The sequence below is a fragment of the Mucilaginibacter pankratovii genome (genome assembly GCF_014773265.1).
GTDB classification, from domain to species: Bacteria; Bacteroidota; Bacteroidia; order Sphingobacteriales; family Sphingobacteriaceae; genus Mucilaginibacter; species Mucilaginibacter pankratovii.
On the sequence record NZ_JACWMY010000005.1, the window covers coordinates 241,514 to 265,475 of the forward strand.

At 45.5% G+C, this 23,962-nt stretch carries 18 protein-coding genes; 16 read left to right on the plus strand and 2 right to left on the minus strand.

Going from position 1 to position 23,962, the window contains the following annotated elements; genetic code table 11:
• Positions 1-18 precede the first annotated feature (18 nt).
• Positions 19-807, plus strand: a complete 789-nt coding sequence (locus IDJ77_RS11775) for an FHA domain-containing protein (RefSeq protein WP_191189150.1) — start codon at positions 19-21, stop codon at positions 805-807.
• Positions 808-2,181, plus strand: a complete 1,374-nt coding sequence (locus tag IDJ77_RS11780) for a serine/threonine protein kinase (protein WP_191189151.1) — start codon at positions 808-810, stop codon at positions 2,179-2,181.
• 40 nt (positions 2,182-2,221) lie between these two features.
• Here IDJ77_RS11780 and IDJ77_RS11785 read toward each other — a convergent pair whose 3' ends face one another.
• The gene (locus IDJ77_RS11785; RefSeq protein WP_191189152.1) at positions 2,222-2,644 is read right to left on the minus strand and encodes a hypothetical protein; all 423 of its coding nucleotides are present in this window, start codon (positions 2,642-2,644) and stop codon (positions 2,222-2,224) included.
• Positions 2,645-2,759: 115 nt separating this feature from the next.
• Between IDJ77_RS11785 and IDJ77_RS11790 the strand changes: the two genes are divergently transcribed.
• From IDJ77_RS11790 to IDJ77_RS11805, 4 genes are read left to right on the plus strand one after another with little or no spacing between them, the layout of a single operon-like run.
• Entirely contained in the window at positions 2,760-3,449 is a 690-nt protein-coding gene (locus tag IDJ77_RS11790) for an aspartate/glutamate racemase family protein (protein WP_191189153.1), read from the plus strand.
• 52 nt (positions 3,450-3,501) lie between these two features.
• Positions 3,502-4,821: an MFS transporter gene (locus IDJ77_RS11795; protein ID WP_191189154.1), complete on the plus strand. Its 1,320-nt coding sequence runs from the start codon at positions 3,502-3,504 to the stop codon at positions 4,819-4,821.
• A 10-nt stretch (positions 4,822-4,831) separates the two neighbouring features.
• Positions 4,832-5,560: a (Fe-S)-binding protein gene (locus IDJ77_RS11800; RefSeq protein WP_191189155.1), complete on the plus strand. Its 729-nt coding sequence runs from the start codon at positions 4,832-4,834 to the stop codon at positions 5,558-5,560.
• Entirely contained in the window at positions 5,560-5,982 is a 423-nt protein-coding gene (locus IDJ77_RS11805; RefSeq protein WP_191189156.1) for a hypothetical protein, read from the plus strand. The genes IDJ77_RS11800 and IDJ77_RS11805 overlap by 1 nt, the downstream gene beginning before the upstream one ends.
• 90 nt (positions 5,983-6,072) lie before the next feature.
• Here IDJ77_RS11805 and IDJ77_RS11810 read toward each other — a convergent pair whose 3' ends face one another.
• On the minus strand, positions 6,073-7,422 hold the full coding sequence (locus tag IDJ77_RS11810; RefSeq protein WP_191189157.1) for a Gfo/Idh/MocA family protein: 1,350 nt from the start codon (positions 7,420-7,422) through the stop codon (positions 6,073-6,075).
• 323 nt (positions 7,423-7,745) lie between these two features.
• Here IDJ77_RS11810 and IDJ77_RS11815 point away from each other — a divergent pair, with 323 nt between their 5' ends.
• From IDJ77_RS11815 to IDJ77_RS11860, 10 genes are all read left to right on the plus strand, one after another.
• The gene (locus IDJ77_RS11815; RefSeq protein ID WP_191189158.1) at positions 7,746-8,840 is read left to right on the plus strand and encodes a substrate-binding domain-containing protein; all 1,095 of its coding nucleotides are present in this window, start codon (positions 7,746-7,748) and stop codon (positions 8,838-8,840) included.
• Positions 8,841-8,917: 77 nt separating this feature from the next.
• Positions 8,918-9,562 carry a carbohydrate-binding family 9-like protein gene (locus IDJ77_RS11820; RefSeq protein ID WP_191189159.1) on the plus strand — a complete coding sequence of 215 codons (645 nt, stop codon included), beginning with the start codon at positions 8,918-8,920 and terminating at the stop codon, positions 9,560-9,562.
• 185 nt (positions 9,563-9,747) lie between these two features.
• The gene (galE, locus tag IDJ77_RS11825; protein ID WP_191189160.1) at positions 9,748-10,788 is read left to right on the plus strand and encodes a UDP-glucose 4-epimerase GalE; all 1,041 of its coding nucleotides are present in this window, start codon (positions 9,748-9,750) and stop codon (positions 10,786-10,788) included.
• A 2-nt stretch (positions 10,789-10,790) separates the two neighbouring features.
• A complete protein-coding gene (locus IDJ77_RS11830) occupies positions 10,791-12,788 on the plus strand; it encodes an enterotoxin (RefSeq protein WP_191189161.1) in 1,998 nt (665 codons plus the stop codon).
• Between the two features lie 69 nt (positions 12,789-12,857).
• A complete protein-coding gene (locus IDJ77_RS11835) occupies positions 12,858-14,018 on the plus strand; it encodes a phosphotransferase enzyme family protein (RefSeq protein WP_191189162.1) in 1,161 nt (386 codons plus the stop codon).
• 23 nt (positions 14,019-14,041) lie between these two features.
• Positions 14,042-15,961, plus strand: a complete 1,920-nt coding sequence (gene nagB / locus IDJ77_RS11840; RefSeq protein ID WP_191189163.1) for a glucosamine-6-phosphate deaminase — start codon at positions 14,042-14,044, stop codon at positions 15,959-15,961.
• A gap of 362 nt (positions 15,962-16,323) precedes the next feature.
• Complete coding sequence (glmM, locus tag IDJ77_RS11845) at positions 16,324-17,709, plus strand: phosphoglucosamine mutase (RefSeq protein ID WP_191189164.1); 1,386 nt, start codon at positions 16,324-16,326, stop codon at positions 17,707-17,709.
• Positions 17,710-18,046: 337 nt separating this feature from the next.
• Entirely contained in the window at positions 18,047-19,195 is a 1,149-nt protein-coding gene (locus IDJ77_RS11850; protein ID WP_191189165.1) for a phosphotransferase enzyme family protein, read from the plus strand.
• 68 nt (positions 19,196-19,263) lie between these two features.
• Complete coding sequence (locus IDJ77_RS11855; RefSeq protein ID WP_224751063.1) at positions 19,264-22,464, plus strand: SusC/RagA family TonB-linked outer membrane protein; 3,201 nt, start codon at positions 19,264-19,266, stop codon at positions 22,462-22,464.
• Positions 22,465-22,486: 22 nt separating this feature from the next.
• On the plus strand, positions 22,487-23,950 hold the full coding sequence (locus IDJ77_RS11860) for a RagB/SusD family nutrient uptake outer membrane protein (protein WP_191189166.1): 1,464 nt from the start codon (positions 22,487-22,489) through the stop codon (positions 23,948-23,950).
• Positions 23,951-23,962 lie beyond the last annotated feature (12 nt).

Below are 23,962 nucleotides of genomic sequence, written 5' to 3' on the forward strand. Positions count from 1 at the left end.
TAAATTACAGGTATTAGCATGATATTTAATTTGTTCAGCAATGAGGGGAAAAACCGCCCGGATGACGTAAAAAGCTTACGCCATGCTTTACTCCAGTTCATCAAACAGGAGCTACAAAAGGCCGAAGGCGGCGAGGGCTCCAATATTAAGGGCCTGAGCTTGTACATCAATTGCAATGCTACCGACAGGCACATGTACGAAGCCGCGGTTTACGCCGAGCAACCGGATGTGTTTAAAGACGAAATTCAAAAAATAGCCGACGATTTTGACCTTGGCTTGCCTGACCGCTGGACGTTGGATGTGGTATTCGATCAGGAAATACCAGAGGAAGCAACTAAGGCAAAAGACGTTGATGCCGCGTTTTTTATTAAAACCAGCAAGCATTTTATTAAACAAACGGCAACGGCTTATATCCGGGTTTTAAACGGCGAAACAGAATTGAAGGAGTATACGCTTACTTCCGGGCCGGATAAAATAAACATTGGCCGCGATAAAAAGGCGCAAGCCGATGATGGCTTCTTCCGCACCAACCAAATTGCTTTTCCATCAGAAAGTGCCGATGGTGCCAATAAATATGTAAGCCGCCAGCACGCTCACGTTGAGTGGAACGTAGAGGCGCAGCGTTTTATGCTTTTTGCCGATGAAGGCGGTATCCCGCCGAGGAATAAGATCAAGATAAAAGAAGATAAAAGCGATAAGGTATTCAAACTGCATTCAACGGCTATAGGCCATCCGTTAAAAGAAGGCGACCAGATTATCTTAGGCGAATCGGCAGTATTGGAATTTAGCTATCAACCCCTTACATAAATGAGTAAAGTTTTTACGATAGCAGAAGGATTAGAGAATTTGGGTGCGCTGCGCACAGGCGGCCAGGGTTCGGTATACAAAGGCCGGCGAACGGGGGTGATCTACTCCGCCGTAAAGCTGATACCAACACCCGTTTACTCGGAAAGCGGCGACGATAAAAACTACCGCAACTTTCAAAACGAAGTTGCCAAACTGCAAAAGGTAAATGAGATCCCTAACCCCAACGTTGTAAAAATACTAAGCTTCGGTATTACTGAGAGCGGCTCTTTTCCGTTCATCGAGATGGAATATATTGAAGGGCCTGACCTAAGTGAACTACTACAACCCCCGCATGAGAAAATTTTCATACTGAAGGAATTGCTGAAAGTTGCCGACCAACTGGCCTGCGCGCTTGCCCATTGCCACACCGTAGGCGTAAAGCACGGCGACGTAAAAAGCAATAACGTAAAATACAACATCCATACCGGTAATTATGTACTGCTTGATTTTGGCCTGGCCATCATGAGCGAAGAGCAGCGCCGCAGCAGCATCCGCAATGCCGGCGCTGTTGAATTTATGGCGCCAGAGCAGCACGATGGCAAAATGCTGATGCAAACCGACGTGTACAGCTATGGTGTGATATTGTACGAATTACTTACCGGGCAGGTACCTTTCCCACTGGATGGGGATGGAGATACCGGGCGCAATACCGTAATGGTACGGCACCAGGAAGCTCCCGTGCCCGATGCCATGAAAACCCGTAAGGCTAACCTTCCGGTCAGCTGGGATGCCGATAAACAAGCGTTGGAGATGCAGGTACCCGCCTGGTTGCTAAACCTGGTAGATAAATGCCTGCAAAAGGACCCTTACAAACGTTTTGCCGATGGAAACGAGCTCCACAATGCCATTATAAGTGGCAGCCTGGCATCGGCAGATAATGGGATAACGGGCGTTGGCCCGGCTACTTTGTTAAGCGAAAATGAAAAATTACAAACCCAACTGCAGGAGCGCAGCGACCCGGAAAAGGTTGGCATCCTGAAAATGGATGGGGGCGTGGTACACATGCATAAAACCGTATTTGGCGGCCTGTTATTTTTAACGGTACTTTTTATGGGCCTGTTTGCCTATTCATCGCTTACCAAAAACTCGGCCAATGACGCTTACAATCCTATCGCCGCAGAAACTACACTGAAGCCTTATAAATCTGTGCTTTTTATTAACTCTTATAACTTTGACAGCATAAAAAGGGCGCGGCAACTGGCCCGATTAAAGGCTGATTCCATAGCCAGAGCCGAAGCAGAGATCATCAGGCAGCAAACGGGCGGCACAACGGAAAACCCCACAAAAGGCCAAAAATCTAAAAAGAAACGGAAAAAGTTTTTGGGATTATTTTAGTAGGGAAGAAGGAGGTCTGAGTCCCATCTTCCCCACCTAATTATAGCTTTTCAGATTCAACCTCAGCGATATACCCACATCCCACAGGCACATACTTATCTTTTACCTTTAGCAAATAAATAAATTTTGATGTGCTGCCGCTATCGAAAAATACGTGCACTATGGTGCCGGTATCACCCTTGGCAGGTTTGTATTTTTTCCAGCCGCTTCTGCCGCCAAGCTTTCTCATTTCGGCGGAGGGCCACTTAAGGCTTTCGCTATCATTAAGGGTGGAATAAACGCCTCCATCATGTGCTATTTGAGCGGTTTTGCCTATCAGAGCAAAGGCAGCGGCGCTATCTATCTTGCAATAATCGGTTTTTGTGCGTGCCGAATCCGGCAGTGTAGTTTGCGCGCTGCCACTGGCAGCATAAAAAACAAAAAAGAGGCAAAGGGTACTTGTCAGCTTGATGATCTTAGTCATGGTAAATAGTATTATTGGTTTCAGTGGCAACACAAGTTACCCGGCTAATAACGAAGGAACAAAAAATGCGCCACAAGCACATGCTGCGCCCATGTTTATTTATATTTTTACCCCTATGAAAACTTTAGGCCTTATCGGCGGTACCAGTTGGGTATCAACTATAGATTATTACCGCTTTATCAACCAGGGTGTTAACAACCGTCTCGGCGGGGTAAACGCTGCCCGGCTACTTGTTCACTCCTTCAACTATGCCGACATTGTTAAAAACCTGGATACCAACAATTGGGATGCTATTTTAAAAATGATAGTAGATGCAGGCATTAACTTAAAAAACAGCGGGGCCGAGGGTATTATACTTTGCGGCAATACCACCCACCTGGTAGCAACCGAGGCGCAAGCGCAAATTGGTTTACCCATCATCCATATTGCCGAAGCGACAGCAGTTGCTATTAAAAAAGAGGGCTTTAAGACTGTGGCTTTGTTGGGAACGCGTTTTACCATGGAACACAACTTCTTTGCGGATAAACTTAAAGCCGCCGGTATCCAACCGCTAACGCCCGATAAAACCGACCGCGACTTTATACACGAAACTCTGCTGCGCGAAATGGGAAAGGGCATTTTTAAACCCGAAACCAAGGCTGCTTACCTGCAAATAATGGATAAGCTAAAGCTGCAGGGTGCTGAGGGTGTGATACTCGGCTGTACCGAAATTCCTTTGCTGGTACAACCTGCCGATACCGATTTGATGCTTTTTGATACCGCCGCCATCCATTCGGCTGCCGCTGTAGATTTTATTTTAAATTAGGACGGTTACCCGCTATTATTTAACACTAAAAATTGCATACTTTTAAAACGTTATGCAAGTAAAAAACGACGAAAAGATCATACGCGCCTGGGCCATGTTCGATTGGGCAAACTCGGCCTATAACCTGGTGATCACAACCACTATTTTCCCTGCTTACTATGTGGCTATCACCACTAACGAAGATAATGGCAACCAGGTACATTTCTTCGGCCATAACTTCATCAACACCGCCCTGCAGGATTATTCGCTTGCATTCGCATATCTTATCATGGTGCTGCTGCTGCCTATCCTCAGCTCCATTGCCGATTACCGCGGTAACAAAAAGGTGTTTATGCAATTCTTTACTATACTGGGTTCGCTGGCCTGTTGCGGGCTTTTCTTTTTTGATGCCGAGCATATCGAGCGGGGCATCATTTGCTTCGCCTTAGCGGCCATCGGTTATAGCGGGGGCTTTGTTTTCTACAACTCGTACCTGCCCGAAATTGCTACTGTAAACATGCAGGACAGGGTAAGTGCTAAAGGTTTTAATTACGGCTACGTGGGCAGCGTTTTGCTACAGCTGATATGCTTTGTGTTTGTAATGATGCCCGATACTTTTGGCTTAACAAAGGGGAGCGCCGCGCAATTATCCTTCCTGCTGGTAGGTATCTGGTGGATAGGTTTCGCCACCATACCTTTCAGGCTGCTGCCCAAGGGCAGCCCCAATGCACGTACGCACCAACACAACATCATTAAAGGCGGCTTTATAGAATTAGGCAAAGTTTGGGGAAAAATAAAACATATGCCCATGTTACGAGGCTATCTGCCCGCCTTCTTCTTTTATTCGATGGGGGTACAAACTATTATGCTGGTGGCTACTGCTTTTGGCGCCAAAGAGCTTAAAATGGATACATCGCAGCTTATTGTTATTATATTAATTATACAGATCATCGCTATAGCCGGTGCCACCATCATGTCGCGCTTATCGGGCAAATATGGCAACGTAAGGGTGTTAATATTAGTGGTGTGTATTTGGATAGGGGTTTGTATCGCCGCTTATTTTACTACAACTGTTACCGAGTTTTATATCATAGCCGTAGTAGTTGGTGTAGTGATGGGAGGGATCCAATCGCTTTCGCGCTCTACTTACTCTAAATATTTACCTCAGAATATTACCGACACAGCTTCGTTTTTCAGCTTTTATGATGTTACCGAGAAGCTATCCATCGTAGGTGGTTTATTCAGCTTTGGGTTTATCGAAGAATTTACCGGTAGCATGCGCAATTCCACGCTGGTGCTTTGCGGCTTTTTTATCATAGGGTTGCTATTCCTGTTTTTGTTGCTCCAAACCGAGAAGAAAGTTCTAAAAAATTCGGAATTTAGCGCGGTATAATTTTGTGCAGATGATTGTAGAGCTGTTTATTCCGTGTTTTGTAGACCAGTTATATCCCGATACCGCTTTTAATACCGTAAAGGTGCTGGAGAAGGCCGGATGCGTGGTGAACTACAACCCGGCGCAAACCTGTTGCGGTCAGCCTGCTTTTAATGCCGGTTTTTGGGACGATGCCAAGGCCATAGGCAGCAAATTTCTTAATGATTTTCCCGAAGACAGCGTTATCGTATCGCCGTCGGCCTCCTGCACGGGTATGGTACGCAACTACTATAACGATCTGTTTACAAATACTACATCGCACAACAAGTGCCGCAACATCCAAAGCAATATTTACGAGCTGAGCGACTTTTTGGTAAACATACTACAGGTAGATTATTTTGGTGCCGAGCTGGAAGGCCGCGCCGTTTACCACGACAGCTGTGCCGGCCTGCGCGAATGCAAAATAAAAGAGGAGCCCCGCAAACTGCTCTCCAAAGTATTAGGCCTGGAATTGGTTGATCTTAAAGACGGCGAAACCTGCTGTGGTTTTGGCGGCACGTTCGCGGTTAAATTCGATGCCATTTCTACCGCTATGGCCCAGCAAAAGGTTTACAACGCCATTGATGCTAGGGCCGATTACATCATCTCTACCGATGCCTCTTGCTTACTGCACATGCAGGGCTATATCGATAAAAACAACCTCCCTATCAAAACCATCCACATTGCTGATGTACTGGCACATGGTTGGGGTAATGTATAATGATAACGCTTAAGCCTAAATATAAAATTGAGCAAATTACACTCCTTGATATTGATATGGTAAAATTAAATCTTCTTACCGTATTAAAAGATAAGGAATACAGGTTACTTACTTCAAAGCCTGACGAAATTAATTTTGATTCAGGCCCTCCTTTACAACTAAGAGGAAATTGGGAACCAACTCAGTTAAGCGATGGGGTTTTTCATATGGTGCAAAATGGTGATCAGGTTGTAGTTACACTTGATTACGCAATTTCTTTTTGGTGGTTTGTTTTTATGAGTTCATTCGTTGTGATGATAGCCATTTTTGAAGACCCGTTTGTGTTGTTTATGCTGGGATTTCTCACTATTGCGGCCTTTGTGCATTATTATGTAAATCACCGTAAAGCGCGGGAGTTACTTGCCGCTTCCCGGCTTAGTTAGCTAAATGTGACTTGTAAACACCTTCAGCAGTCGCCCGGCTCCAGCCGGACGACATGATATTATAAGGCCTTGGGCCGCAGTAATATGCCTTTAAAAACCGCTATCATCTAAGGCGAATTTACTTTTACGTTCTTTCCATTTCCCTTTTGTAAAATCGGGGAATTCGATAGAGGAGTTGCCTTCTTTCAATGATTTGGTAGATAGCGGCATGATCACACTCATCGTAACAGAATCATAAACATCTATGGGCGTTTGTTTTTTCTGTTTTACGGCTTCAATAAAAGCATTAAACACAAACCAGTCCATACCGCCATGGCCTGCGCCTTCAGCTTCTTTAGCGTATTTTTTCCAAAGCGGATGGTCATATTTGTCAAACCATACCTGTGCCGGGTCCCAAACATCATCTTGTTTTGATTGGTGGTCGATGTATACGCTCTTATTAACATCCATCCAAATACCCTTTGTTCCCTGCACCCTAAAACCTAAGGAGTATGGGCGTGGCAAGTGTGTATCGTGGCTTAATAAAACGGTTTCGCCGTTGGCGCAATTGATCATGGTAGTGGTAACGTCACCGTTTTTGTAATTGATCTTAGCGTTTTTATGTCCCGGCGACTGCTCCTCTACGTAAGCTGCCAAGCCGCGTGCCTTTGAACTAAATGAAACCAGGCTTGTAAAACGATTGCCGGCGTTAATATTGGCATAATGCATACACGGCCCTGCGCCATGAGTAGGGTAGATGTCGCCATCCTGGTCTATATTATATTGGGTTCGCCATTGTGCTTCGCTTAAGGCATTTGGGCCAAATTCAACGCCACCGCCATAATACTGCTTTCCGTTATTGAACAATACGCCCCTCAAATTATGCTGATAACCACCTTCGAGGTGAATGATCTCGCCAAACAGATCCTGCCTTACCATATTTAAGGCGGCCATCACATCACGGCGGTAGCATACGTTCTCCAGTGTCATGTAGGGGATGCCCGTTTTTTCGGATGTATGCACAATATCCCAGTGCTCATCTAGGGTTAAACCAGCTATCACTTCGCAGCCAACATACTTGCCGGCTTTCATCGCATCTATAGATTGCTGATAATGAAATGCCCATGGTGTAGCAATAATAACGGCATCAATATCTTTATGGTCCAGTAAGCGTTTATAAGCATCAAGGCCACCGGTGTATTCTTTAACAGGAGCATGGCCTTTTTTCGCGATGTATTCGCGGCATATTTTTAACGAGCTTTCCTGAATATCGCAAATGGCAACAACTTCAACATCATCGCGCAGCAAACCTTCAGAAATATGGCTCATTCCGCGGGCACCAACGCCAATGTATCCAAGCCTTACTTTTGCCGGTGCCGAAGCAAATAAACTGCCCGAGGGTAAAATAGTGATGCCCGCCGCTGCGATCGCGCTGTTTCTAATAAACTCTCTTCTTTCCATAATGAATTTATTTATGCTATTTATTTTGAGTTACAATGTAGGTTACCACAGATGTCGCATCTGATACAAATGTTGGTTATGATTTTTCAAATGTATAAAATTCGTTGTGTGTTCGCACACATTTAATAAAATTTCTAATATTTTATTTTTTAACACTAATTAATAGCAAAGTTTTAAGGGGAATGAGACATCGTTGGTTCGGAAGATTTAGGGGATATACCACTCCAAAAATTTTAGCCGCGTGCTTGTAAATAGCGTAAAATATCCGCTCGTACAGCTAATTAATATATATTTGCAAAGTTTTTAACATACACCAATTAAGAATGTCATCCGGAAAGAACGCAGTTGTAAGAATTAAAGATATTGCCTTAAAAGCCAAAGTATCAACAGGTACCGTTGATAGGGTTATCCACAACCGTGGCCGGGTGGCCGAAGATGTAAAAGAACGCGTACTGAAGATTCTGAAAGAGCTTAATTACGAGCCTAATATCATGGCCCGCATGCTGGGCTCAAAAAAGCAATATGTTTTTGCCGCTTTATTGCCCGATCACACCTATGATGCTTTCTGGATGGCCCCTAAGCTGGGTATTGAAAAGGCCGAGCAGGATCTGAGACAATATGGTGTAAGCGTTGAGCAATACGTTTTTAACCCGCACGATCCGCAGGATTATGTAAAAATGGCTAACAAGCTGACAAAGAAGAACCCGGATGGTATTCTGCTATCGCCTATATATTATAACGAAACGCTCCCGTTTTTTGAGAAATGGAACGAGGCAAAAATACCTTTCGTGTTGTTTAACACGCAGATAGCCGAGTACGACCCCTTGAGCTATATAGGCCAGGATTCGTACCAGAGCGGCTTATTGGCTGCCAAACTGGTGCATTACGGCCAGCCAAACCCATGCTCAATACTGATAGCGCATATTGATGAGGAAATGAGCAATGCGCAGCACCTGGTAAAAAAAGAGCAGGGTTTCCGCAATTATTTTATTCAGCAAAACCTGGCGCATCACTATAATATTATAAGTACAGAACTAAACCGATCCAGCCAATCAGGTTTTATAAAAAAGCTGGATGAGATCTTAGAGAGCACCTTAGACTTGAAACAGATCTTTGTTACTACATCGCAGGCTTACGATATTGCTAAGTACCTGAACCAAAGGCATGTTAAAAACATTAAGCTGATAGGGTACGATTTAATAGCTCCAAATCTTTACTACCTCGAAAATGGCGACATCAGCTTCCTCATCAACCAAAACCCGAAAGGGCAGGGGTATTGGGGGATATACCAATTGGCAGAGCACCTTGTATTTAAAAAGGAAGTCCCTATCCTTAAATATCTCCCGCTGGATGTGGTAACCAACGAAAACCTCAACTACTTCCGCGACGAGAAAAGCGATACCTTTGTAGAAATTTAATTTCAACAAATAAATTTTAGCGGCGCTGTTTTATATATATTTGTGTTCGAGCACGCATATTATATCGCTCGATAAAAATGAAGCAGTTTAAAAGCCGTCACCTACCCAAACATACTGCCGATAAAGGCATGAAAAGTATTTCTGCTTTTTTAGACGGGGAGGAGCGGCAGCAAATTGATAATGCTCCCTGGGACGACACGGGCGATCTGCCGCTGGTTTCTTTTTCGCTCGCGCACAATCAACAAGGGATCTATTTAAAATACAGCGTAAAGGAGAAGCACATGCTTGCCCATTATAAAAATATTAACGACCCCGTTTACAAAGATAGCTGTGTAGAGTTTTTTATTGCCTTTGCTGGCGATCGCGCTTACTATAATTTTGAATTTAATAGCATAGGAACCGCCCTCTGCGGCTTTGGCGACGGTAAAAACGATAGGGAAGACTTACCTGTTGATATCATTGCAACTATAAATACCTTAAGTACCGTAGAGCACCAAGACACCGAAACCGGTTTGTATAATTGGGAGCTTACGCTGTTTTTTCCTTTTGAGGTGTTTACGCATCATCATATAAATAATGTTACAGGGGAGGCTTGCCGTGTAAATTTTTATAAATGCGGCGACGAGTTACCCGAGCCTCATTTCTTGAGTTGGACACCTATAAACCATCCATATCCCGAGTTTCATCTACCTGGGATGTTTGGTTCTGTGGTGTTTGTATAAGCGATTCTCAATTATTCCTCTTTCATTAATTCTCTATTAATCAATTAAATAAAAAATATTTTTAAAAATGTGCGCGCACACGCAAATTAAATCACATATTTGTGAACTGATGTTGGGGAATATGTAATTGCCTAATTGGCGTAAAATATTCATCAAAATATAACCTATCAACAACACATAACATTATGAGCGCTTTAAAAAAAGGGAAGATCTTAGTTACCGGCGGAACGGGTTACATTGGTTCGCACACAGTTGTTGAATTGCAAAACAGCGGTTACGAGGTTATTATATTAGATAATCTGTCCAATTCAAACATTAAGGTGCTGGTGCAAATAACTGCCATAACCGGTAAAAGGCCTCAATTTATCCAGCTCGACTTGCGCGATAAAGTGGCGCTTACTGAATTTATCAGCGGGCAGGGGGATATTACCGGGCTTATCCATTTTGCCGCATCAAAATCGGTTGGCGAATCGGTTAAAGAACCATTACTTTATTACGAGAATAACATCTGCACGCTGGTGAATTTGCTTGGTGCATTTGTCGGGCGTAAGATCAATTTTGTGTTTTCATCATCATGTACGGTTTACGGTCAGCCGGATGTATTGCCTGTTGCCGAAACCGCACCCGTAAAAACTGCCGAATCGCCGTATGGCAATACCAAGCAGATAGGCGAGGAGATCCTTCGCGAAACTGCCGATGCCGGCAGCGATCTTAAAGTTATCGCCCTGCGTTATTTTAACCCGGTGGGTGCACACGCCTCGGCATTAATAGGCGAACTGCCAAACGGCGTTCCGCAAAACCTGGTACCCTTTGTAACGCAAACCGCCATTGGTAAACGCGATTTTTTAACCGTTTACGGCGATGATTACGATACCCCCGATGGCAGCTGTATTCGCGACTATATCCATGTCGTAGACCTCGCCAGGGCGCACGTGGCAGCCATTGCTCGTATGGAAGCCGAAAAGATGGACTCGGTTTACGAAACCTTCAACATCGGTACAGGCAACGGCAATTCGGTATTGGAGGTGATTCACGCCTTTCAGCGGGTAAACAGTGTGGCGCTTAATTTCCGCATCGGCGCCCCGCGCGAAGGCGACATCATGAAGATCTGGGGAGATGTGGACAAAGCCGCCACCGTGCTCAACTGGAAAGCTGAGCTAACGCTTGATGATATGCTTAGCTCAGCCTGGGCATGGGAAAAATATATCAACAGTAATCCTTATTAATAATGGCAAGGTTCAACAGAACTGTATTTGTATTGGCGATTGCTTTAGCTTGCTGCTGCGGGCAAAGCTTTGCGCAAATAACCTACAGCGGCGTGCAGCCCGGTAAAGCGGCTGTGACGCTGGCAAAGGGGGGCATAACGCTGCAAAACAAAGTGTTGCGCCTATCACTATTGGTTAACGATGGAAAAATAGGTATCGCCTCTTTTGATGATAAGCAAACGCAATCGCATCTCCGTTTGTCCAACGCCCCGCTTTTTGAAATAACACAAGGCGACGGTGCAATCATCAGCTCCAATGATTTCCTGTTAACCGGTAACCCGAAGATCATCATTACCGACTATAAAAAGCCCGGCAAAGAAGTACAAGCAATACTGAGAAACGCAAAAGCGGGCATAACCGTAAATTGGCAGGCTATCCTAACCGATGGTGCCAATTTTGTAACCCAAATTTTTACTTTCCAAAGCGCCGCTTCGGTTAAGATCAGCAAGATAACCCTGGTTAAACTGCCCTCATCGGCAGGCTTAAAGCAGGTAGGCACGGTTGACGGTTCGCCATTGGTTAAGGGCACTATGTTTTTCGCTTTGGAGCATCCGATGAGTCAGGCGAGCGCCATAAAGGCTTTCACCACCGTGTATTTGCCAAGGCAGGAAGCGCTTAAAGTAGGGCAGCCGCTAACCATATCCGCGGTATTTGGCGTTACGCCTAAAGGGCAATTACGCAGAGGGTTTCTTTACTATACCGAACTGGCACGCGCGCAATCCTACAAGCAGGTATTGCACTATAACTCCTGGTTCGATCTTTCATGGGTAGACAGGAAGCTCAGCGAAACTGACTGCCTCGACAGGATAACCGTATTTACCGATAGCCTCGTAAAAAAACGGCATGTAAAAATGGATGCCTTTTTGTTTGATGATGGCTGGGACGATAATCAATCGCTTTGGCAATTTAACAGCGGTTTCCCCAATGGCTTTAGCAAACTATCCGCAGCTACCAAAGCAAGCGGTGCAGCTTTAGGCGTTTGGGTGTCGCCATGGGGCGGGTACGATGAGCCAAAATTACAGCGACTGGCGTTTGGCATAAAACAATCCCCTCCGTTCGAAACTAACGATAACGGTTTCTCGTTAACCGGTCCGGTTTACAATAAGCGCTTCCGCGCTGTTACCACCCGGTTCATTAAGGATTACAATGTGGCCATGTTTAAGTTTGATGGCGTGGGTGCGGGCAACGGTGCAAATGGCGCCAGCATTACCTACCAAAAAGATATTGAAGCATTTTTAAGCTTGATAAACGGCTTGCGGGAAGAGAAGCCCAATCTGTACCTCAGCCTAACGGTGGGTACCTGGCCATCGGCTTACTGGCTTAAATACGGCGATGCCATCTGGCGTGCAGGCGACGATACCGGCCTTGCCGGCGACGGCCCCAAACGCCAGCAATGGATCACCTATAAAGACGGGCAGGCCTATCAAAATATCGTAAAGCGTGCGCCGCTGTTCCCGCTTAACTCGCTCATGTATCATGGTGTTTGTATAGCGGCAAACGGCTTGCCGGGCAAACTGGAGATGGACGATAAAAACATTGCCGATGAGATCTGGGCATTCTTCGGCACCGGCACAGGGTTGCAGGAGTTGTACGCAGATCCGCATAAACTTAGTACCAACAATTGGGATTGTATTAAAACCGCGGCCAACTGGGCAAGGGCAAATAAAAAAGCGCTGGCAGATACCCACTGGTTTGGCGGCGACCCGCTAAAGAGCCAGGTATACGGCTACGCGGGCTGGGCTGCAGGCAAGGGCGTGCTTACCATCCGCAATCCAACCGCACAAACGCAAACCTTTACGGTTAAAGTGAGAGATGTGTTAGATTTGCCGTCCACCTCAACAGATAATTACCGGTTTTTTGATGCCCGGGATGCTAAACACCCGCAGGTTTATGCCGGTCGCGCCATCAAAATAACACTTGCACCTTACGAAGTGAAGGTAATGGATGCCAAACCATTTTAAATACCTGGCAATTAATAGTATATAACAAAAAGGTTTAGATAAATTGCAGTATAAATGCATACGAATGAAATGAAATATAATTTTTCGGGTATCATAACACAGTTCAGCATCGGGGAAGGTTCGTTCGAGATAAAACCCTTTGGTTCGGGGCATATCAACGATACCTACCGGGTAAAAAGCCCCGTAAATGGCCGCGACTACCTGTTGCAAAAGATAAACGATTATGTATTTAAGGATGTGAACGGGCTGATGAACAATATGCTGTACGTTACCAACCATCTGAAACAAAAAATTTATAAAGCAGGCGGCGACCCGGATAAGGAAGTTTTAACCCTTATTCCCTGCAATAACGGGTTGTATTATTGCCGGGATGAGCATGGCGGCTACTGGCGCATGACCACCTTTTTGCATAACACCAAAAGCTACGACCTGGTTACCGCGGGCAACCAGGCCTATCAGGGCGGGGTGGCATTCGGTAGGTTTCAATATCTACTATGCGATATGGGGGCCGAAATGCTGGTAGATACTATCCCCAATTTTTTAAATATCGAATTCAGGCTGTGGGAATTGAGTCAGGCCATAGAGAACAACGCTGCCGACCGGTTAAGCACAGTATCTGCCGAGCTTGATTTTTTACTGAGCCGTGCCGATAGCATGAAGGACATACTACAATGGGGCCGCGCAGGTATTTTGCCCTTACGCATCACCCATAACGATACCAAATTCAATAACATCCTGCTTGATGAACAGGATAACATCCAATGCGTTATCGACCTGGATACCGTAATGCCCGGATATGTAGCTTATGACTTTGGCGACGCTATCCGCAGCATCATCAGCACCGCCGCCGAGGATGAGGTAAATTTGGAGGCCATACAACTGAACATCCACTTGTTTGAGGAGTTCACCAAAGGTTACCTCAGCCAAACCATTTCCTTTTTAAGCGAGCAGGAACTCAAATCGCTCATCAAAGGCGTGTTGCTGTTGCCCTACATGCAGGCCGTTAGGTTTTTAACCGATTACCTGAATGGTGATACCTACTATAAAACCCAGTTTGCCGGGCATAACCTGCAGCGCACCCTTGCCCAAATGCAATTGTTGAAAATGCTGGAGCTGAATAAGGAAAAATTGACCACAATCATCGAGCGCGAATGGTTTGGCTCATATAACAGTCGCGCCGCATCAAAACAACCAGTTGCCTTTCACGGTGTACAAACCCAACGCCTTTAATTATCACACCTAACCATAATATAATGCCACGTTTAAATCTTTTAGAAGAAACAAGGTTTGAAAAACTACCTGTAACGGTTTATGCCGATATGCTCACCGCATCAAAAGTGGTGGCTGGGCGTATTGCCGGTATCATTAAGCAAAAAGCCCAAAAAGGGGAGCAGGCCGTACTTGGCCTGGCCACCGGCGCAACGCCTGTAGCTGTTTATAAAGAACTGGTGCGCCTGCATCGAGAAGAAGGGCTCAGTTTTAAAAATGTTACCACCTTTAATCTCGATGAGTATTTTCCTATGAATGCGACTGCTGTACAAAGCTATAAGGTGTTCATGAACAAGCATTTGTTTGATCATGTGGATATTGCCCCCGAGAATATCAACATCCCCGATGGCGAGCTGGCACAAGAAGATGTGGCCTCGTTTTGCCTCGAATATGAAAAGAAGATCAGCGCTTACGGCGGGCTCGACCTGCAGATCCTGGGTATTGGCCGTACAGGGCACATCGGGTTTAACGAGCCGGGTTCGGCGCCAAACTCGGGTACGCGCCTGGTATCTTTAGACGAACTTACCCGCAGCGATGCCGCGCACGATTTTGGCGGAAAGGCTAATGTGCCCGCCAAAGCCATCACCATGGGTATCGGAACCATTTTTAAGGCCCGCGAAATTATCCTGATGGCCTGGAACGCCAAGAAGGCTGACATTATTAAAAAAGCGGTGGAAGGCGATGTTTCTGCGGAGATCCCGGCTACCTACCTGCAACACTCGGATAACGTGGAGTTTATTTTAGATGAAGATGCCGCATCATCATTAACCCGCTTTAATACGCCATGGTTGGTGAAGGATTGTACCTGGGACGAGCAGCTGATTAAAAAAGCGGTGATCTGGCTTGCCAAAACGCTGAATAAACCAATCCTTAAACTTACCGAAGACGATTACAATACCAATGGTATGGCGCAACTGGCCACGCAAAACGGGCCGGTTTACAATATCAACATTCATATCTTTAATAAACTGCAGCATACCATTACCGGCTGGCCGGGTGGTAAACCAAATGCCGATGACAGTCAGCGCCCCGAACGCGCAATACCTGCTGTCAAACGTGCTATCGTATTTTCTCCGCATCCGGATGACGACGTGATCTCGATGGGCGGTACCTTCATTCGCCTGGCCGACCAGTGGCATGATGTGCACGTAGCTTACCAAACATCGGGCAATACGGCGGTTTGGGATGATGATGCGCTGCGCTTTGTGGAATTCAGTCTCGATCTTTCCAAATCGCAGGGTGTCAATGATGAGAAACTTCGCGCTACCTATAATGATATGCGCGGGTTCATCAAAACCAAAAAGCCGAATGAACGCGACCCACAGGAGATGGAGACCATCAAAGGGCTTATCCGCAAAGGCGAAGCCATAGCAGGTGCCCGTTTTGTTGGTTTGGATGATGACCATATCCATTTCCAGGACCTGCCATTTTACGATAAGCGCAAGGTGAGCAAAGAGGTATCGTACGAGGAGGATATCCGGCAAACCATGGCTTTGCTTCAGCAAGTAAAACCGCACCAGATCTACGCCGCCGGTGATTTTGCCGACCCACATGGTACACATAAGACCTGTTTTGATATTATCCACGAAGCCATTATTCGCCTTACTAAAACCGAAGAATGGATGAAAGATTGCTGGCTGTGGCTTTACCGTGGTGCCTGGTTCGAGTTTGAAACGCATGAAATAGAAATGTGTGTGCCTTTGTCGCCCGAAGAAGTGGAGCGCAAGCGCCTGGCCATATTCAAACACCAATCGCAAAAAGACCGCCCTGTTTTCCCGGGCGATGATGCCCGCGAATTTTGGGTAAGAGCAGAGGACCGCACAAGTGAAACCGCTCGCACTTATAACCAGCTTGGCCTGGCGGAGTACGAAGCGATGGAAGCGTTTGTGAGGTTTAAGTTTTAGCTCAAGCCCCCCGGCCCCCTGAAGGGGGAGCTTTTTAAAAGCAATGTCATTAGTTAAGTTTTATTTCCTTTAACGTTATAAAATGCACTTGTTGGGTTAGCAAAAAAGTTTACAAAAGTTTACACAATTCAAAAAATAAAAATATAACTATTTAATAATAAGATAGATATACTTTTGATGGGTTTACACTTTTTGAGGCGTTTATTTTCTTTTGATTAATATCTCATCAACTCTAAACTTGACAACATCGCTCCCGAGGCGGGAACTTTTGAAAAGCAGCGGAGCGTGACCAAAAGACTCAAATACTATTATTTAAATCAATGGAATCATCTTCAATCGGCGCAATCACAAAATAAAAAAACATGACACTTATAAAATCAATATCAGGCATACGGGGTACTATTGGCGGCACGCCGGGTGACGGACTTACACCCGCAGATGTGGTGAAATTCACTGCAGCTTACGGTCGTTGGGTTATCGAAACTACGGGCAAACGCAAAGTGGTGATTGGCCGCGATGCGCGTATCTCCGGCCGGATGGTGAACCATTTGGTAACCGGCACGCTGATGGGGCTGGGGATAGATGTGGTAGACCTTGGTCTTTCTACCACCCCAACCGTAGAAATTGCCGTGCCCGATGAACAGGCCGGTGGCGGCATTATTATTACGGCCAGCCACAACCCAAAACAATGGAACGCCCTGAAATTATTAAACTTTAAGGGTGAGTTTATTAATGATAACGAAGGTAAAAAAGTACTGGAGCTTGCCGAAGACACCTCATGGGCCTTTGCCGAAGTGGATGAATTGGGCAAAGTGACTTATGACGATACCTATCTGCAAAAACATATTGATAAGATCCTGGCCTTGCCGCTGGTTGATGTTGCTGCCATAAAAGCTGCCAATTTTAGCGTGGTGATAGACTGCGTGAATTCTACCGGCGGGTTGTTTTTACCACCTTTATTGAAAGCATTGGGTGTTAACCAGGTAGACGAATTGTACTGTGAGCCAACGGGCCAATTTCCTCACAACCCCGAGCCGCTGCCGGAAAACCTTACCGCCATTGCTGGCAGGGTGGTAGAAATTGGTGCCGATCTGGGTATCGTGGTCGATCCGGATGTGGACCGCCTGTGCTTTGTAAACCAGGATGGCAGCATGTTTGGCGAAGAATATACGCTGGTTGCTGTTGCCGATCATATATTAAGGAATACACCCGGCAACACGGTTTCCAATTTATCATCAACCCGCGCCCTGCGCGATGTTACCGAAAACCTGGGTGGCGTTTACGAAGCATCGGCAGTAGGGGAGGTGAACGTGGTTACAAAAATGAAAGCCGTTAACGCGGTTATTGGTGGCGAGGGTAACGGCGGTATTATTTACCCCGAATTGCATTATGGCCGCGACGCCTTAGTGGGTATTGCTTTGTTCCTGACAATGCTGGCAAAATCGGGTAAAAGTATTTTGGAATTGAGGAAGACTTACCCGGCGTATTATATCTCTAAAAACAAAATTACCCTTACCGATGATATGGATATCGATGCCTTATTAAAGGAAGTTGAAAGCAAATACAGCCATCAGCCATATAGCACCATTGATGGTTTAAAAATTGAGTTCGGCAAGCAGTGGGTGCACTTGCGCCGGTCCAATACCGAACCGGTGATCAGGATCTATTCCGAGGCAAATTCGATGGAAAACGCTGATAAATTAGCACACCAGATCATAGAAGATATTACCGGGTTGCTCGCTGTTTAATGCCTGCCGTTATTTTTCAAAATCAGGTTTATTAAATGTTGCATATTTAGGTTTAATGCTAAATTTAATTCCCTTAAGCATGAGGTAAGCAGGTGTAAGTTTTACAAATGTGCTCGAATACATATTTAAAGCCTACTTTATTTATAATAAAGTAGGCTTTTTTTTGCCAAAAATTTAATTATGACATTTTCTGTTAAGTTTTTGTAAAATTTATTTGCATTTGTGTGTGCGAACACGCTATATTTAGATATTAATAACAACAAGGCTTATACAAGCTATAGTGTGCGAACACACAGTGTTGATGTTGCCGGGATAAACCAAGTACACCTGATATAAAATGAGTTTAACAGATCCGATCACTTTTAACATTTCTTCGATAGTGAAAAACTTTAATATAACCGGCGAAATTGCCGAAGCTGAGGCTTTCGGTAACGGGCATATTAATGATACTTTTTTACTGAAAAATAAAGATCTGGATAGTCCCGATTATTTGCTGCAACGCATCAATCACCATGTTTTTAAAGATGTGCCCAAGCTGATAGATAATATCCACCTGGTAACCTCATACCTCAAAAATAAAATGCTGCCCGGCCTTGAACCCGGCAAAAATCAAAAGGTATTAAAGCTGATAAGCACTACCGATGAAAAGCTTTTTTATAAGGATGAACAGGGCAACTACTGGCGGGTATATTTGTTTCTCGCCGGCTCGCGTAGTTACGATGTGGTATCAACCGAGCAGCAGGCCTACGAAGGAGGCAAAGCCTTCGGTTATTTCCAAACCCTGCTCTCGGATATGGATCCGCTGCAGCTCTCAGAAACCATTGTCGATTTTCATAACATCCAAAAACGACTTAAGGACCTGCATATTGCCATTAATGAAGATGTGATGGACCGTGTTGCAGGGGTGGGAGCAGAGATCGATTTTATCCGCGAACGCGAACAAGGCATGTCTGTGATTTATAATTGGGGGCGTTCGGGGCTTTTGCCAAAACGGATCACACACAACGATACCAAGTTTAACAATATATTATTTGATGCCGATGATAAGGCCGAATGTGTAATAGACCTGGATACGGTAATGTCGGGCCACGTGGCTTACGACTTTGGCGACGCTATCCGCACTATCATTAATACCACAGCAGAGGATGAGCCGGATCTTAAGAAGATCCAGATCAATATCCCGCTTTTTAAAGCTTATGCGAAAGGTTACATCAACGAAGCCCACGCCTTCCTTACAGATACGGAAGTAGAATCCTTGTTTTTAGGGACGATGCTGCTGCCCTACATGCAGGGCGTAAGGTTTTTAACAGATTACCTGCAGGGCGATACTTATTTTAAAACTGCCTATCCCGGCCACAACCTGGTGAGGGCAAAGGCGCAGTTTCAGTTACTCATAAAATTAGAGGAACAGGATCAGCTGCTCAGGCAGATCATTGCCGATACAGTGGCCGATCATAAAAGAAAATATAAGGAGGAAAAAATTTAGGATAAAATTTACCCCCAACCATTAGTCAAGCAACATCAAAATTTATAAACGTACCTAATACTTTAAATATGAACAAAAATTATTTACTTAACATGAAGCTCTTTTGCGCCCTGGTACTGCTGCTGAACCTGCAGTATCTAAGCGCGGATGCCAACAGCGTTGCAAAGGGCATAGCTGATACCCGCCGGTTCGGCACCATTACCGGCACGGTTACAGACGTAAAAGGCGCACCCGTACCTGGGGTTGTTGTGTCTGTAAAAGGCAGCACCAATGCTACACCCACTAATATAAAGGGTAGTTATTCTATCAATGCCAACGCGGGCGACGTTTTGGTATTTAAAATGGTGGGCTTTACAACTAAAGAAGTTGTGGTTAGCGGGCAAACGGTTGTTAATGTTACACTGGAAGAATCAAACACCGGCCTTAACGAGGTGGTGGTAATTGGTTACGGTACAGCAACCAAGCGCGACCTTACCGGTGCTGTGTCTTCGGTGAAAACGGCCGACCTGGTAACCAGTTCGGGCCCCGAGATCGGGAGCATGTTAAAAGGTAAAGTTGCCGGTTTAACTATTCGCCAAAACAGTGCCCAGCCGGGTGGTGGTTTAGATATATTGATCCGTGGTGCAGGCTCTGTAAACGCCAGTAACGCGCCGCTGATCGTGGTAGATGGTTTCCCGATAACTGATCTGCAGCAACCTGCAACCTTGGGCGGCCGCTACCAGGCAGGTACCCAAAGTATATTAAACTCGTTTAACCCCAACGATATCGAATCGGTAGATGTGTTAAAAGATGCGAGTGCAACTTCCATTTACGGTTCGCGTGCTGCCAATGGTGTTATTTTAATCACCACCAAACGTGGCAAAGAAGGTAAAGCTAAAGTTGACTATTCTTACAATTATACCTATCAAAAATACAACAACTCTTTTGATGTATTGCCTTTGAACGAATGGATGCAGATACGTAACGAAGCAGGCCAGGAGCAATGGGATTTTGACAACCACGTTGCGCCTTATGGTACAACAACGGTTGCCGAAGCTATCGCTAACAGCGGCCCCTACCGTAAATTATATACCCAAAATGCCATTAACAACGTAGGCCGCGGAACCGACTGGTTGGCCCTGGTTACCCGCGATGGGATGACCATGCAGCACAACATATCGGTAGCCGGCGGTACAAAAGCTACCAAGTATTTGATATCCGGTAACTTTTACGATCAGGATGGTGTTATCAAAAACTCCGGACTGAAGAGATATACTATCCGCACCAATATCGACCAAGAGCTGAGCAAGATCTTTAAACTAAGCTTAAACTTAACCGCCAGCCGTATCAATAACTTAAACAGCCAGTTGGGCGGCGATCAGTACGAAAACTCGGGTGTTATCCGCGCGGCCATTCAACAGGGTCCGCACATCCAGGCTATCGACGAAAACGGTAATTACCCGCTTAACCCTCAACTGGCTTTACAGCCAAACCCATACTCGTTGTTAACCATAACAGATCAGGGCCGCATTGAAAGGCTGTTGGCGAATACTTTCCTGGATATCACACCTGTAGAAGGGCTTTTAATTCGCTTAAAGGCAGGGTTAGACAGGGGCTACACCAAAAGAGAAAGCTACGTTCCTAAAACAGTTTTATCGGGCTTTTTAGAAGGCGGCCGCGCATTTATCGGCAGCTCTGATAACAGCAATTACCTGTTAGAGGGAACCATCAACTACAAGAAAACTATTGCCGATGCGCATAATTTTGAAGTGTTAGTGGGTGTGTCCGAGCAGAAATTTGTGGATAAATATCAAACAGCGGGCGCAACCGGTTTTATTACCGATGCCTTCCTTTGGAACAACCTGGGTGCAGGTACTAACCAGCAGCCATCTACATCATCGGGCCCGCAAAACGTTATTGCATCTTACTTCGGCCGCTTTAACTACAATTTCAAAAGCAAATACCTGTTAACAGTTACTGTACGTACAGATGGTGCCAGCGTATTCGCCAAGAACAATAAATGGGGTACTTTCCCGTCAGCAGCCATTGGCTGGAACGTAGCAGAAGAGCCTTTCTTCGCCGGTATAAAAAATGTGGTATCGCAATTTAAATTGAGGTTTAGCTATGGCCAAACCGGTAACGCCAGTATCAACAGCAACGCGTTTGCTGCTTACGGTGCATACCCGGCATGGTTATCTGCTAATGATGCCAGGCTGATCGGTGTATCCCTAACCAGGCTGGAAAACCCCGACCTGAAATGGGAAACCACAACCGGTGCCAACTTAGGTTTAGATTACTCCTTGTTTAATGGCAGGGTTGAAGGCTCGGTAGAGGTGTTCAGGAACGTAATTTCCGACCTGCTGGACTTTAAACCGCTCAACTCTTACCAGGAAGTGAACACCATTATTGCTAACGTTGGTAAAACGCTCAGCAGGGGTATAGAGGTGAGCATCCGCACACGTAATATTACTAATGCCAACTTCTCATGGAGAACCCAGTTAAACTTCTCTAAATATAAAGACAACTGGAAAGAACGCGCACCGGATTGGAAACCAAACGTTTATCAAAACGAAACCGACCCGATCAGATCTGTTTACAGCAGGGTATCTGATGGTATCTTACAGGTAGGCGAAGCGCCGCCGGTATCTCAGCCCGAATTAAAACCGGGTATGATCAAAATTAAAGACATCAACGGTTACCAGCGCGATGCTAATAACAACCCGGTAGTAGATGCTAACGGCAGGTTTTTACGCACCGGCAGCCCCGATGGTATCATTGATGATGCCGATACCAAACTGCTGGGCACTTCAGATCCGGGCTTTATGGCTGGTATCACCAATATCTTTACTTACAAAAGCTTCAGCCTGAACTTCGATTTCAATGGTTTGTTTGGCCGCGAAATGGCCGATCCTAACTATACTACTTACGGCGTGAGCGCTTACGGTGTTTACTCAAATGGCTATAATGCCTTGCGTACCGTAAAAAACAGGTGGACGCCAACCAACCCAACCAATACACAGCCAAGCTCGTTCTATGGGTTCTCTCCTTACAGCGTAGGCGATTTCTTCCTGCAAAAAGCATGGTTCATCAGGCTGCAAAACGTATCGTTAGGTTATACACTGCCTAATAAATGGATAAAAGGCGTGTTCTCGTCAGTAAAGGTGCATGTGGATGGTTCAAACCTGTTTGTGATAACGCCTTATAAGGGTGTAGATCCGGAGACAGACTCTTACACAGCCGCTTACCCGTACATCAGATCGTTTGTTGCCGGTATCAACCTGACATTTTAATTAGAAGATAAAAGATATAACAATGAAAAAATATAAATTATTGATCATGTCTCTCGCGGTACTGCTCGGTAGCTGTACCAAAGACCTTGTGTCTCTTGATTACTCGGAGATTAACCCCAATATTTTCCCAAAATCTGCAGAAGACCTGGAAGCAATGGTGAATGCAGCTTACTACCCGCTGCGCGGATCGTATGGTAACGGGATCTTCTCCACTTCTGAAAAAGGGGTGATGTATATCAGCGATGCCACCACAGAGATACTTTACGGTGTATATGGGGATCAGAACATCGCGACGCTGCAAAACTACCGCCCATCGGATCTTGCGTTTACACACTATTACGACGATTACTACAATAAGATCAGTATGATGACCAATACCATCGATCTGATCCAAAAATCTACCGTAAGCGATGAGCTGAAAAAAAAGGCGATCGCGCAGGTACGCTGCGCGAGGGGCCTTTTAGCCTACACGCTGTTTGACCTTTACGGGCCAATTGTAATTGCACCGCTGGAAATATTGCAAAGTCCGCTGAAAGAGGAGCCGCTTGCGCGCTTAACAAACGACGAGACTGTAGCTTTTATCAAAGCCGATCTGGTGGCAGCAGCAGCAGACCTGCCTGCACCAGCAGAAGCCGAATACGGCAGGTTTAACAAAGCTTTGGCCAAAATGATCCAGATTCGTTTGGATCTTCACGAAAAGAACTGGGCGGAAGTATTAACCCTTTCTAACGAGATAATTGCTTACGGCTATTATTCGCTCGACCCAAATTACGTAGGTATGTTTGGCCTGGAAGGCGCAAAAAACAGCAGGGAAACCATTTGGGCTATACCATGCGATTATGCAGGTACCAGCGAAAACCAATGGCAATTGATGGTATTACCGGCAGTGTTTGCGCCAAAGGGCGGTTTCGGTACTATACAAAGCACCTGGTATTTTTATGATAGCTTTGAAAGCGCCGACAAACGCAAAACCATGCTGTTAGCCGAATTTACCGGTACCGATGGTATTACGTATAACCGCGCAAACCCGGGTGTGCTGATCAATTATGGCCCCATCCCGCTAAAAATAGACCAGGATGCTGCCCGTACCACCGGTTTAACTACGGTTGATATTATGATGTACCGCTATGCCGATGTGTTATTATCTAAAGCGGAAGCAATAGCAAACATATCCGGCCCTAACCAGGAAGCGATGGACCTGGTTACCAAGGTACGTAATCGTGCAGGTTTAGCCGCAAAGCCAATTGGAAGCTACAGCTCCTTAGCGCAGTTTAACGATTTGATACTAACCGAACGCAGTCACGAATTTTGGTGCGAGAACGGCCAGTACCGCGCAGACCTTATCCGCATGGGTAAATTTATATCGCGCTGCCAGGAGGTTAAACACTCTATATATACCGGCCCTAACAAAGTGGTTTATCCTTTCTCGCAGGCACGTGTAGCCGAAGGTAAGGGCAAGTTTATACAAAACCCGGGCTATAATTGATCAGCGCTGTTA

Excerpts from the sequence above, each read along its gene's own strand:
- IDJ77_RS11775 (WP_191189150.1), top strand. The coding sequence starts at position 19 with ATGATATTTAATTTGTTCAGCAATGAGGGGAAAAACCGCCCGGATGAC.
- IDJ77_RS11780 (WP_191189151.1), top strand. The coding sequence starts at position 808 with ATGAGTAAAGTTTTTACGATAGCAGAAGGATTAGAGAATTTGGGTGCG.
- IDJ77_RS11785 (WP_191189152.1), bottom strand. The coding sequence starts at position 2,644 with ATGACTAAGATCATCAAGCTGACAAGTACCCTTTGCCTCTTTTTTGTT.
- IDJ77_RS11790 (WP_191189153.1), top strand. The coding sequence starts at position 2,760 with ATGAAAACTTTAGGCCTTATCGGCGGTACCAGTTGGGTATCAACTATA.
- IDJ77_RS11795 (WP_191189154.1), top strand. The coding sequence starts at position 3,502 with ATGCAAGTAAAAAACGACGAAAAGATCATACGCGCCTGGGCCATGTTC.
- IDJ77_RS11800 (WP_191189155.1), top strand. The coding sequence starts at position 4,832 with ATGATTGTAGAGCTGTTTATTCCGTGTTTTGTAGACCAGTTATATCCC.
- IDJ77_RS11805 (WP_191189156.1), top strand. The coding sequence starts at position 5,560 with ATGATAACGCTTAAGCCTAAATATAAAATTGAGCAAATTACACTCCTT.
- IDJ77_RS11810 (WP_191189157.1), bottom strand. The coding sequence starts at position 7,422 with ATGGAAAGAAGAGAGTTTATTAGAAACAGCGCGATCGCAGCGGCGGGC.
- IDJ77_RS11815 (WP_191189158.1), top strand. The coding sequence starts at position 7,746 with ATGTCATCCGGAAAGAACGCAGTTGTAAGAATTAAAGATATTGCCTTA.
- IDJ77_RS11820 (WP_191189159.1), top strand. The coding sequence starts at position 8,918 with ATGAAGCAGTTTAAAAGCCGTCACCTACCCAAACATACTGCCGATAAA.
- galE (WP_191189160.1), top strand. The coding sequence starts at position 9,748 with ATGAGCGCTTTAAAAAAAGGGAAGATCTTAGTTACCGGCGGAACGGGT.
- IDJ77_RS11830 (WP_191189161.1), top strand. The coding sequence starts at position 10,791 with ATGGCAAGGTTCAACAGAACTGTATTTGTATTGGCGATTGCTTTAGCT.
- IDJ77_RS11835 (WP_191189162.1), top strand. The coding sequence starts at position 12,858 with ATGAAATATAATTTTTCGGGTATCATAACACAGTTCAGCATCGGGGAA.
- nagB (WP_191189163.1), top strand. The coding sequence starts at position 14,042 with ATGCCACGTTTAAATCTTTTAGAAGAAACAAGGTTTGAAAAACTACCT.
- glmM (WP_191189164.1), top strand. The coding sequence starts at position 16,324 with ATGACACTTATAAAATCAATATCAGGCATACGGGGTACTATTGGCGGC.
- IDJ77_RS11850 (WP_191189165.1), top strand. The coding sequence starts at position 18,047 with ATGAGTTTAACAGATCCGATCACTTTTAACATTTCTTCGATAGTGAAA.
- IDJ77_RS11855 (WP_224751063.1), top strand. The coding sequence starts at position 19,264 with ATGAACAAAAATTATTTACTTAACATGAAGCTCTTTTGCGCCCTGGTA.
- IDJ77_RS11860 (WP_191189166.1), top strand. The coding sequence starts at position 22,487 with ATGAAAAAATATAAATTATTGATCATGTCTCTCGCGGTACTGCTCGGT.